Origin of the sequence: Protofrankia sp. Cj3, assembly GCF_917627355.1 — a bacterium.
GTDB lineage: Bacteria > Actinomycetota > Actinomycetes > Frankiales > Frankiaceae > Protofrankia.
Genome location: NZ_CAKJTR010000055.1, coordinates 17,051 through 28,068 on the forward strand (window position 1 = coordinate 17,051; position 11,018 = coordinate 28,068).

Here is an 11,018-nt window from a genome sequence, read left to right on the forward strand (position 1 = left end):
CCGACCGCGGAACCGACCGCGGCTGTCGTCGCGCTCACCGCCACCGGGCCACTGGTATCCAGCCTGTTGGCCGCTCCTGGCGCCTGGGCGACCGCGACCCTGCGGCTGCGGCCCGGCGACGCCTTGTTCATCTACACCGATGGCCTGACCGAAGCCCGCAACGCAAGCGGTGAGCAGTTCGGTGAGGACAGGCTTGTCGCGGAGATCCTGCGGGCCCGGTCACGACGTCCTCACGAGTTATTGGACGCGGTTTTCGAAGCGGTTCGCGCGCATGCGCCTGGGCGTCCGAGTGACGACCGTACCGCGATCATTCTGGCGCGGACGGACACGAGCCGGTCCAGCGACGGCCAGGGCCTCGTCCCCACCGCTCGGTCGCGGTCCGAGCGCTCCGGGCCGATCGGGACCGCTCCGTGACCGAGTCGCCTCAAGTCCCCTCAAGTCCCCCCAAGGGCCGCCAGGCGCGGCTGGAGCCGTGATCGTGCATCCCCTGGCCGGGTTTGGATCATCGTCCGGCCGTCGGTGCGTGACGATGGGCGTTTCTGGGTACATCAGCGGTCATGAGTGAAAGATCCGGCATTATGTCCGGTGCCGTCGCGCTGCTGCGGGTCCGCCCGCGTATCACGCGGTTGTTTCTTGTCCTTGTCGGTGCGGTACTGGTGTTCGCTGGAATCGGCTTTGTCAGCGGCTGGCGGCCGTCGCTGACAAACCCGTTCGGCCGGGAAACGATCGACCGTAGCCCGCCCGCGGTGCTGCGTTCCCTGACCGATCTCAGTGACTACCACGCGGCCAGCGCCCATTTCGAGGTCGTTGTCGATCTGGCGGACGAGACCAAGTTCATACCAGCCGCTTTGCGGGGCGAGCGGACTTTGTTCGTAGGCGTCGGCAGCGTCGACGCCGTCGTTGATTTCGGAAAGATCGACAAGAATGCGGTGACAGTCTCCGAAGACCGACGGACGGTGTCCGTCCGGTTGCCGGTACCGACTCTGTCGGAACCGAAAGTTGATCCGGAACACAGTTATGTCGTCGCCCGGCAGAAAGGCGTGCTGGACCGGATCGGCGGCTTTCTCAGCGGCAGCGCCAGTGACGATCGCCAACTTTATGTGATAACCGCGGACAGGATGACTCAGGCGGCGAAGACCGATGGTTCCGTCCTGACCCTGGCCGAACGGAACACCACCGGAATGTTGCGGGGCCTGTTCAGCGCGGTGGGCTTCACCACCGTCAACGTCAGTTACGCGGACGCACGATAACCGCACCGCCGCGCGCCGTTCATCGGTGTCGTCGACCTGTGCCGTGTCCGGCCGGCCCACCCACCCACGGACGTATCAAGGGGGTGCCTGATGGCCCTTGACCGCGCCACGCGAGGTCGTGGCCTGGCTGACAGCGGCCTGACCCAGGCCGAGTTCGCCGTCGCGCTCGGGACTTCCTCTTCGCGTTTCTCCACACCCCTATTGCCGGTCAGCCGGTCAGCCGGCGGCGCTGCGCGCGCGGGGAGGGTGGCGGGACCATCGGGCCGATGTCCCCATCCGGTGCCTCGTCAATGTCGACGACCACCGGTGCGTGGTCGGATGCGCCTGTGCCCTTGCGGGTCTGCCGGTCAACCCAGACCGCTCGCACCCGCTCGGCGACCGGACCGCTGGCAAGAGCGAGGTCGATGCGCATTCCCTTGTTCTTCGGGAACATCAGCGACCGGTAGTCCCAGTAGGTGAAGATCTGTTCGTCCGGCCACCGTTCACGCGTGACGTCCACCAGGCCGAGGGCGGTGAGCTCCCGCAGGGCCTGTCGCTCGGCCTCGGTGACGTGGGTGGCGCCGACGAAGTCGGCCGGGTCCCATACGTCGGCGTCGGTGGGAGCGATGTTGAAGTCACCGCAGGCGAGTACCGGCGTGGTCGTCAGGGCTTTTTCCACGCATACCCGTAGCGCGGCGAGCCAATTGATCTTATAGGTATAGTGCGGATCGTCCACTGCCCGGCCGTTTGGCACATAAAGCGACCAGACTCGGATGCCGCCGCAGGTCGCGGCCAGCGCCCGCGGTTCTGGCCCGGGAAAGCCGGGAGCGTCGGCGAGTCCCCGCTCGGTGTCGCCCAGGCCGACTCGCGAGAAGATCGCGACGCCGTTCCATCGGCCCTCCCCGTGATGTGCGACGGTGTAGCCGCGCCGGAAGAGATCTTCATCGAAGAGCTCCAGGAAGGCGTCGTCGGAAAGCTTGGTCTCCTGTAGGCAGACCACGTCCGGCTGGACCCGGTCCAACCATTCGATCAGACGCGCCTGCCGCGCCTTCGCCGAGTTGATATTCCACGTCGCTACTCGCACCACCCGACGTTAGCCGGCTCGTGCCGCCCTCGGCCGAGGCGGTGTCCTCAACCGGACTGTTGTGAATCGGCGCGGTCGCGTTGGATGCGGCGTTGCGGGCGGATACCGTCACCGGGATACCGCGGGCGGATGCAGGCGGCGCGCGGAACACCCGGAGAGGGGGCTGCCCGTGGCTCGCGACAGGCTCTTACCGATGCTGCGGCCGGTGGCGACGGTGGCGGTCGCCACCGGGCTCGTCGGGCTTGTCGGGCTCGTCGGGCTCGTCGGGCTCGTCGGTTGTGCCTCGGTGTCGCAGGAGACGAGGCAGGCTGGTACCAGCGCGGTCTGTGCTCAGATCGACGCGCGGTCCGCCGACATCCGTGCGAGCGCGCAGACGGCCCGCTTGGCGGCTCTGGTCGTACGTGATCTCGCACCGGACGGGGACATCCGTGATCTTGCTGATCGTGTCTCGCGGAACCCGGGGGAGATCAGCCTGAGAGGGCGGCTCGCCGACTGGGTCAATGACACATGCGCACGATGACAGGTCCGTAACAAGGACCATATAGCAAAGATTTTCCATACGGGCAAGGGTCCTTCTGACAAAGGTCTCACCGATGCAGTTGTCATGCGACTTGCAGATCGTAGCCCTCTTCCTACCGCCGGTACCGCAACGTTGCGCCGGGCGTCCCGCACGGCGTTCGGCGGTTCAACGCGATCGGCGGTCACCGTCCCGGCCGGCTGAAACGCGGCCCCGGCCAGCTGAAGCACCGTCCCGGCCGGTTGAGGGCAGGGGTGGTCCGACTGGTGGGAATGCCGTTGAAGGAGAGGCGACTCGTGCGACCATCAGGCCGTGACCACGCCGGCGAACGCCTCCCAGGTCGAGGATCTGGTCCTGCTGGAACAGGCCGGGCACGCGCTGGATCTCCTGTTTTTCTGGGGGCACCATCCACCGCGGGGCAGCGGCCGTGGCGTCGGCGTGGGCTGCCTGAGCCAATGGTGGCCCTCCGCGTTCACTGTGGACGGTCTGCGTTATCCGACGGCTGAGCATTTCATGATGGAGCGCAAGGCCCGGCTGTTCGGCGACATGGCCGCGGCACGGGCGGTTCTCGCCGCAGCTGATCCGGCAGCCGCGAAAAAGCACGGCCGGCAGGTCCGCGGTTTCGATGAGGCGGTGTGGAGCGAGTGCTCCTTCGACATCGTGGTCCAGGGCAACGCCGCGAAGTTCGACCAGCATCCGCCGTTGCGTAATTATCTGCTCGGTACCGGCGAGCGGGTACTGGTGGAGGCGAGTCCGCTGGACCGGGTGTGGGGGATCGGCTTGGCCGCTGACGACGCCCGTGCGCAGGCTCCGTCAGCCTGGCCGGGACGCAATCTTCTTGGTTTCGCGCTCATGCGGGTCCGGGCGATGCTGCGCGCGTCCACCTCGAGCGCGTCCGGGTAACGCGACCACCCTCCTCTCCGGGCAGGGGCCCCCGCCGGAGCCTGACGCCGCGATTGTGACCAGTGCCCCGCCGGTGCTTCCGCGTGGCCGTGCCAGGCATCCGCCGCCAGACAGCCGTGCCGGGCAGCCGTGCCGGGCAGCCGAGGCAGGCGTTTCCAGCAGACGTCTGCGCCACTGTGTCCGGATGCTCCCCGCACCCGGGCGCCCTCAGCGTAATGATCAAAGCGAGCGGCGCCCAGAGCGGTGTGGGGAGGACGGCAATGACAGACGGTAGTATCTTCGCGCGGCCAGGGATCGTTGCCGGGGTGGACGGCTCGCCGGGTTCTGTCGAGGCACTGCGATGGGCCTGGCATACCGCGGCCATGCATCGGCGCTCTGTGACCGCCGTGCTGGCATGGACCGCGGACGGCCAGCCCAGGACCGTTCACCGGCAAGCGTACGTTACTGATCGTGATGGGTTGACCGCGACGGCGGCTGCGGTTCTCGACTCGGCGGTTGCTCGGCTCCCGGCCTGCCAGCCACCTCCCGCGGTAGTCCGGCGGGTGGTCCACGAGCCCGCGGTGATCGCCTTGCTGGCGGCGTCGAAGCACGCGCCGATGGTGGTCGTGGGCTCGTGCGATCATGGCCTGCTCCATTGCTCTCCCCGCGGGTCGGTGGGCCAGACGGTCGTCCAGCACGGCGCGGTTCCGGCCGTCGTCGTGCGGGGGCGGGGCTTCGGTGTGCCCGGCGACCGCCGGCCGGTGGCTGTCGGTGTGGACGGTTCGCCATCGTCGCTGGCCGCGCTGGCGTGGGCGGCCCGTGCGGCGACATACCGTGACGTACCGCTACGGGTTATACACGCGCTGGAGGTGGCGTCCACGCCCTATCCGGAGTTTCTCGCCTCGTCCGGCCGAGCTCTTGTCGATCAGGCAAACGATGTGCTCGACGATGCGCTCGCCAAGGGGCTGCGGGACGTTTCACCACGGCTGTGCGTCAGCAGCGAGGTGGTCGTCGACTCGGCCGCCCGTGCCCTGCTGCTGGAGTCCACGACCTCGCAGCTGCTGGTGACGGGCGCCCGCGGGCACGGGGGCTTCGCTGAACTCCTCCTCGGCTCCGTGAGCGATCAGTGTGCCCGCTACGCGCTCTGCCCGGTCGCGGTCATCCGCCCGCCCTACAGCTGATCGACGGCGGTGACGTGCAGCACGGCGGCGCCGGCTTCGTCCGAGGCGGCAAGGTCCACCTCGGCGCTGATGCCCCAGTCGTGGTCGCCGGCCGGATCGTCGAAGATCTGCCGAAGCGTCCAGCGTCCCGGCTCGGTGTTGATGATGAGGAGTCCCGGTCCGCGGGCGTCGGGTCCGGTGCCGATCTCGCCGTGCAGGTCGAAGTACGGCTGGAGGGCCTGTGCCCACCGGTCACGGTCCCAGCCCGCGTCGGCGTCGAGCGCGCCGAGATCGTCGTAGCGGCGCAGCGCGGCCAGCTCCACCCGGCGGAACAGCGCGTTGCGGACGAGGACCCGGAACGCGCGGATGTTGGTCGTCACCGCGGGTGGCCGTTCGTCGATCCGCGCCGAAGGCGCGTCCGGCGTCGGGTTGCGCAGCTGCTCCCACTCGTCGAACAGGCTCGAGTCGACCTGCCGGACCAGCTCGCCCAGCCATTCGGTCAGATCGGTGAGCTCCTCGGTCCGGGCGTCCTCGGGCACCGTCTGCCGCAGGGCCTTGAAGGCGTCGGCCAGGTAGCGCAGGAGCAGCCCCTCGGAGCGGGCCAAGCCGTAGAAGCCGATGTACTCGACGAAGGTCATGGCTCGCTCGTACATGTCCCGGGCCACCGATTTGGGTGCGAGTTCGTGATCGTCAACCCAGGGATGGCCACGCCGGTATATCGCGAACGCGGCACCGAGGAACTCGTCCAGCGGCTTGGGGTAGGTGACGGCGTCGAGCAGCTCAAGGCGACGCTCGTACTCGACGCCGTCCGCCTTCATCTGGGCGACGGCTTCACCGCGGGCCTTGAACTGTTGCGCGGAAAGGACCTGGCGTGGATTGTCCAGCGTGGCCTCGATGATCGATAGAACATCCAGCGGATAGCTCGGCGAGCCCCGGTCGAGCAGCTCGAGCGAGGCGAGCGCAAAGGGCGACAAGGGCTGATTGAGAGCGAAGTCGAGTTGCAGGTCGACGGTGATCTGCACAGTGCGTCCCGTCTCGTCCGGGATGGCGAGTTTCTCGACGATGCCAGCGGCGAGCAACGCCCGGTAGATGGCGATGGCCCGGCGGATGTGGTGGCGTTGCGCCGGACGCTGCTCGTGGTTGTCGGTGAGCAGGTGCCGCATGCCGGCGAAGGCGTCGCCAGGACGGTTGATGACGTTGAGCAGCATCGAGTGGCTGACGGTGAAACTCGACGTCAGGGGCTCGGGCTCGGCGGCCACGAGCCGTTCGAACGTCGGTACGCCCCAGGAGACGAACCCCTCCGGCGGCTTCTTACGGACGATCTTTCGCCGTTTCTTCGGGTCGTCGCCGGCCTTGGCCAGGGCGCGTTCGTTCTCCACTGTGTGCTCGGGCGCCTGCACCACGACGGTGCCGACCGTGTCATAACCGGCCCGGCCGGCCCGGCCGGCGATCTGGTGGAACTCCCGGGCGCTCAGGTGGCGGGTCCGGGTTCCGTCGTACTTGGACAGCGCGGTGAACACGACCGTGCGGATCGGTACGTTGATCCCCACGCCGAGCGTGTCGGTACCACATATGATCTTCAGTAGCCCGGCCTGGGCGAGCAGCTCCACCAGCCGCCGGTACTTGGGGAGCATGCCGGCGTGGTGGACACCGATGCCGTGGCGGACCAGGCGGGACAGGGTCTTGCCGAACCCCGCGGTGAACCGGAACCCGCCGATCATCTCGGCGATGGCGTCCTTCTCCGCCCGGGTGCACACGTTGATGCTCATGAGTGACTGCGCCCGTTCCAGCGCCGACGCCTGGGTGAAGTGAACGACGTAGACAGGCGCTTGGTGGGTGTTCAGAAGCTCTTCGAGCGTCTCGTGCAGCGGGGTGGTCACGTAGTGGTGGAACAGCGGCACCGGGCGCACGGCGGAGCGGACGACCGCGGTGGGACGGCCGGTCCGGCGGGTGAGGTCCGTTTCGAACCGGCTTACGTCACCCAGGGTCGCCGACATGAGGATGAACTGCGTGCGGGGCAGCTCCAGCAGCGGCACCTGCCATGCCCAGCCCCGGTCGGGGTCGGCGTAGAAGTGGAACTCGTCCATCACGACCTGGCCGACGTCGGCGTCGGCACCGTCCCGCAGGGCGATGTTGGCCAGGATCTCGGCGGTGCAGCAGATGACGGGAGCGTCCTCGTTGACAGCGGCGTCCCCGGTCATCATCCCGACGCGTTCCGTCCCGAGCGTGGCGCACAGCGCGAAGAACTTTTCCGACACCAGCGCTTTGATGGGCGCGGTGTAGAAGCTGCGCTGTTTGCGGGCCATCGCGGTGAAATGGGCGCCGGTGGCCACGAGGCTCTTGCCGGACCCGGTCGGGGTGGTCAGGATGACGTTGGAACCGGAGACCACCTCGATGAGCGCCTCGGACTGCGCGGGGTACAGGGCGAGCCCCTGGCCCTCGGCCCACGCGGTGAACGCGTCGAAGATATCGTCGGGCTCCGGAGTTGCGGGCAGCTGGTCGGCGAGCGTCATGGTAAATCCGATGGTGCCTGACGGATCGCGGACCCGGGGCCGCGACGGCCGGCGTTTTCAGGGCCGGCGCCTTCAGCTCCCCTCGATGACCTGACCAGCCGTGACCTGCCACTGACGCGTGGTGTGGACCACCTCGAGCATGCGGCGGTCGTGGGTCACCAGGAGCAGGGTGCCGGTGTAGTCGGCCAAGGCCGCTTCCAGCTGCTCGATCGCGGGGAGGTCGAGATGGTTCGTCGGCTCGTCCAGCACCAACAGATTGACCCCGCGTGCCTGCAGCAGCGCGAGCGCCGCGCGGGTGCGCTCGCCGGGTGACAGGGTCGTGGCCGCCCGTTTCATATGATCCGCTCGCAGGCCGAACTTGGCCAGCAGAGTCCGCAGGTCGGCGGTGACCAGTTCGGGCAACAACCGGGCGAGGACGTCGAGAACCGGGGCGTCGACGGTGAACAGCGCTCGAGCCTGGTCGACCTCGCCGACCAGCACCCCGGAACCGAGCGACGCCCGGCCAGCGTCGACCGGCAGGTGACCGAGGATCGCTGCCAGCAGCGTCGACTTCCCGGCTCCGTTGGGCCCGGTGATGGCCACCCGGTCGCCCCAGTCCAGTCGCGCGGTCACCGGTCCCAGGGTGAAGCTGCCGCGACGTAGGACCGCGTCGGTCAGCACGGCGACCACGGCACCGGAGCGCGGGGCCGCCGCGATCCGCAGCCGCAGCTCCCATTCCTTGCGCGGTTCAGGGACGACTTCCATGCGTTCGATCAGGCGTTCGGTCTGCCGGACCTTGGCGGCCTGCTTCTCCGACGTCTCAGCGCGCAGGTTTCGCCCGATCTTGTCGTTGTCGGTGGACTTGCGGCGGGCGTTTCGCACGCCCTTGTCCATCCAGGTCCGTTGGGTCTGGGCGCGTTCGGTCAGCGCGCCGCGGCGGTCGGCGTACTGCTCATAGGCCTCCCGGGCGTGCCGCCGGGCCACCTCCCGTTCGTCGAGGTAGGCCTGGTAACCGCCGCCGAAGAAGCTGACCTGTTGCTGGGCGAGATCCAGCTCCAGCACCGCGGTGACGGTACGGGCGAGAAATTCCCGATCATGGCTGACGACCGCCACCGCGGCCCGCAGCCCCGTGACGAACGTCTCCAGCCGGGCCAGCCCGTCGAGGTCGAGGTCGTTGGTCGGTTCGTCGAGCAGGAAGACGTCGAATCTGCTGAGCAGCAGAGCGGCGAGCCCCGCGCGGGCCGCCTGGCCCCCGGACAACGCCGTCATCGGCACGTTCAGGTCGATCGTGAGCCCGATGTCGGCCGCCACCACCGCCGCGCGTTCGTCGAAGTCGGCGGCCCCCAGCGCGAGCCAGCGGTCCAGCGCTGTCGAGTAGGCGTCGTCCGAACCGGGCTCCTGACGGGACAGGGCCGCGACCGCGTCATCCAACCGGCGCCGGGCGTCGGTCACGTCAGCGCGCCGGGCGAGGAAGCCATGCACGGTCTCGCGGGGACGGCGATCGGGCTCCTGCGCGAGGTAGCCGACCGAGGCCGTCGACGGGGTGCGTACCACCGTGCCGTGCTCGGGGCTGGCCAAGCCCGCGAGCATGCGCAGCAGGGTGGACTTGCCCGCGCCGTTCGCCCCGACCACTCCGATCACATCGCCTGGGCCGAGCACCAGATCGACCTGGCTGAACAGCGCTCGCCCGCCGTATCCGGCAGCCAGGCCCTGGGCGACGAGGGTGGCGTTCACACCCAGACGTTACCGGCACCGCCGAGCGAAGCCCTCCGGAACGTCTCGCCTCTGGCCGGGGCCATCGGGGGCTGGCCATCCGGGCCATCCGCCATCCGCCATCCGCCATCCGCCTTGGGCGTTGCCTGTCAGCAGCTGACGTTGCTGACGTTATCGTTGGTACGCCTGTCATACGGGATGTGTCAGCGGCTGCAAGCAGTGCCGGCCAGCTGCTGATGATCAATTGGTGGGGAGCGCAAGCGGTGGTTGGTGTTGCACGCCTGGCGGCGATCTCGTTCGACTGCTCCGAGCCTCATGCGTTGGCTCGGTTCTACGCGGAGCTGACCGGTGGCGCGATCGCTTTCAGCAGTGAGGACTTCGTCGCGGTCAAGGGCCCGGCTGTCTGGATCACAGCGCAACGGGTCCCGGACCATCGGCCCCCGACGTGGCCCACGGGCGCTACCCCGCAGCAGGCGCACATGGAGTTCGCAGTCGAGGATCTTGAAGCGGCGCAGGCTCAGGCGATTGCCCTCGGCGCACGGCCTGCCGACGAGCAACCATCCCCGGACCGGTGGCGTGTGCTCCTCGACCCGGCGGGTCACCCGTTCTGCCTGACGACTCTCGTGCCGTCGGCCTGACGGCAGCGCGCCGGATACGTGGAGCGGGTGACCGGGATCGAACCGGCATGGCCAGCTTGAAAGGCTATCCGTGCTGGGCATCGTACCTGCACGGCGATCTTTTCCGACAATCATCGTTGTCGCATTGCGGGTCACGGAGTCGCGATCATGGTGGGCCCGATGGCGGTCGCGAGTGTCCTGTCTCACCAAAGCTGAGGCAGTCCCATCGAATCGGGTCAGGCCGGGGAGGATTCCCCCGCCACGATCCAGCCCGGGAACAGCACCTCCCACACCTCCACCACCGACACGGCACCGTCCTCACGTAGCCACACCGGATACCCGGAGAAACTCACCCCGGCCGGCACCAGATCCGCCGTACCCGCCGCCACGACCGCCGTCATGAGCCCGCCCCCGACCGCTGCACCGAGATCACAGGATCGCGATCCGCCCTAGCCCCACGACCGGCAGCACCCGGTAGCCCGGAGGCAGAATGCTCCGTTCCCGTGCGTACTCCGCCAGCACCCGAGCGTCGACGAACGGCGCCACCACCTGAACCCCCGGCACCACCAGTGCCAGCGCTCCCGACGGAATGACCACCTCCCGCACTTTCACCATCCGCATCAAGCCTGTACTCGTACCCGTCGTCATCATCCCACCACCACTTCTCACCCTCTCCCTCGTCGTCTCCGAATGGGTCATCTCGGAAATGGTCGACAGTCACCGGACCCCCTGACGCGCACATCGTAATTTCCGGCACTACGTTTCAGTCCGTATTGGCGCGAAACAGCTGATCGAAGGCGTTCGGACCATGACGGTCCTCCAGCCAGGCATGCACTTCCGACTGATCGCCGCTTAGAGTTCCTCGGATGATCGCAGCGTGTAGCTCTTCCTGATCGCTGCCGCCAATTTCGTCTAGGAAAGCTTGGTAGCGAGCGTTCACCACTCGTTCGTAGGAAGCCATAGCGGCCAAGTATCTGCCTTGATTTGCGACACCGACAGGCTCCGTCAGTGCTGCAAGGCTGGCCCGGTCGGTGTCCGAGAGCTGGCCCGTAGCGTCGCGGAATACCAGGCCATCGAACGCGGTGCGCCAGGCATTCAGCTTGTACATCGCCGCGACTTGACGGACGATGACGCGGGCCTCACGGTCAACAGCGCCTTCCGTCACGATTCCAAGATTGCGAGTCGTCCGCGAGCCCGGCCGGTCACGGGGCGAGTAGGGTGATCCGTTCAGGCCCCGCCGGTTCAGGCCGTAACGAACGCGGGTCAGTGCGTCGTTGTGCAGCGTATACACACGGAAGCTGCCGTAGTGCAAACAGTCGTGCGC

At 68.0% G+C, this 11,018-nt stretch carries 11 protein-coding genes and 1 pseudogene; 6 read left to right on the forward strand and 6 right to left on the reverse strand.

The window, feature by feature from the left end; translation table 11 throughout:
* Together MJ783_RS09955 and MJ783_RS09960 are read left to right on the forward strand one after the other, a co-directional pair.
* Window positions 1-414: PP2C family protein-serine/threonine phosphatase (locus tag MJ783_RS09955; RefSeq protein ID WP_239310100.1), on the forward strand; the 414-nt coding region annotated here is incomplete at its 5' end.
* Window positions 415-557: 143 nt separating this feature from the next.
* Window positions 558-1,250 carry a DUF4230 domain-containing protein gene (locus MJ783_RS09960; RefSeq protein ID WP_239310101.1) on the forward strand — a complete coding sequence of 231 codons (693 nt, stop codon included), beginning with the start codon at window positions 558-560 and terminating at the stop codon, window positions 1,248-1,250.
* A 208-nt stretch (window positions 1,251-1,458) separates the two neighbouring features.
* Here the strand turns inward: MJ783_RS09960 and MJ783_RS09965 are convergent, their stop codons facing one another.
* Complete coding sequence (locus MJ783_RS09965) at window positions 1,459-2,313, reverse strand: exodeoxyribonuclease III (RefSeq protein ID WP_239310102.1); 855 nt, start codon at window positions 2,311-2,313, stop codon at window positions 1,459-1,461.
* A gap of 169 nt (window positions 2,314-2,482) precedes the next feature.
* On the opposite strand from MJ783_RS09965, the gene MJ783_RS09970 reads away from it, so the two are divergent.
* The 3 genes from MJ783_RS09970 to MJ783_RS09980 all read left to right on the forward strand — a co-directional run bounded on the left by MJ783_RS09970 (window position 2,483) and on the right by MJ783_RS09980 (window position 4,893).
* The gene (locus MJ783_RS09970) at window positions 2,483-2,833 is read left to right on the forward strand and encodes a hypothetical protein (RefSeq protein WP_239310103.1); all 351 of its coding nucleotides are present in this window, start codon (window positions 2,483-2,485) and stop codon (window positions 2,831-2,833) included.
* Between the two features lie 309 nt (window positions 2,834-3,142).
* On the forward strand, window positions 3,143-3,733 hold the full coding sequence (locus MJ783_RS09975) for an NADAR family protein (protein ID WP_239310104.1): 591 nt from the start codon (window positions 3,143-3,145) through the stop codon (window positions 3,731-3,733).
* A gap of 260 nt (window positions 3,734-3,993) precedes the next feature.
* A complete protein-coding gene (locus MJ783_RS09980; protein WP_239310105.1) occupies window positions 3,994-4,893 on the forward strand; it encodes a universal stress protein in 900 nt (299 codons plus the stop codon).
* Here the strand turns inward: MJ783_RS09980 and MJ783_RS09985 are convergent.
* Together MJ783_RS09985 and MJ783_RS09990 are read right to left on the reverse strand one after the other, a co-directional pair.
* Entirely contained in the window at window positions 4,884-7,385 is a 2,502-nt protein-coding gene (locus tag MJ783_RS09985; RefSeq protein WP_239310106.1) for an RNA helicase, read from the reverse strand. The genes MJ783_RS09980 and MJ783_RS09985 overlap by 10 nt on opposite strands.
* A gap of 72 nt (window positions 7,386-7,457) precedes the next feature.
* Entirely contained in the window at window positions 7,458-9,098 is a 1,641-nt protein-coding gene (locus tag MJ783_RS09990; RefSeq protein WP_239310107.1) for an ABC-F family ATP-binding cassette domain-containing protein, read from the reverse strand.
* Between the two features lie 242 nt (window positions 9,099-9,340).
* Between MJ783_RS09990 and MJ783_RS09995 the strand changes: the two genes are divergently transcribed.
* Window positions 9,341-9,715, forward strand: coding sequence for a VOC family protein (locus tag MJ783_RS09995; RefSeq protein ID WP_239310108.1), 375 nt, complete (start codon window positions 9,341-9,343; stop codon window positions 9,713-9,715).
* Between the two features lie 215 nt (window positions 9,716-9,930).
* Here MJ783_RS09995 and MJ783_RS10000 read toward each other — a convergent pair whose 3' ends face one another.
* From MJ783_RS10000 to MJ783_RS10010, 3 genes and pseudogenes are all read right to left on the reverse strand, one after another.
* Complete coding sequence (locus MJ783_RS10000; RefSeq protein WP_239310109.1) at window positions 9,931-10,095, reverse strand: hypothetical protein; 165 nt, start codon at window positions 10,093-10,095, stop codon at window positions 9,931-9,933.
* Window positions 10,096-10,123: 28 nt separating this feature from the next.
* On the reverse strand, window positions 10,124-10,300 hold the full coding sequence (locus tag MJ783_RS10005; protein ID WP_370651589.1) for a hypothetical protein: 177 nt from the start codon (window positions 10,298-10,300) through the stop codon (window positions 10,124-10,126).
* A 157-nt stretch (window positions 10,301-10,457) separates the two neighbouring features.
* Window positions 10,458-11,018: pseudogene (locus tag MJ783_RS10010) on the reverse strand (hypothetical protein); the annotation flags it as partial.

What these genes read in the sequence shown, in the direction of transcription:
- MJ783_RS09960 (WP_239310101.1), top strand. Translation starts at nt 558, where the DNA reads ATGAGTGAAAGATCCGGCATTATGTCCGGTGCCGTCGCGCTGCTGCGG.
- MJ783_RS09980 (WP_239310105.1), top strand. Translation starts at nt 3,994, where the DNA reads ATGACAGACGGTAGTATCTTCGCGCGGCCAGGGATCGTTGCCGGGGTG.
- MJ783_RS09985 (WP_239310106.1), bottom strand. Translation starts at nt 7,385, where the DNA reads ATGACGCTCGCCGACCAGCTGCCCGCAACTCCGGAGCCCGACGATATC.
- MJ783_RS10000 (WP_239310109.1), bottom strand. Translation starts at nt 10,095, where the DNA reads ATGACGGCGGTCGTGGCGGCGGGTACGGCGGATCTGGTGCCGGCCGGG.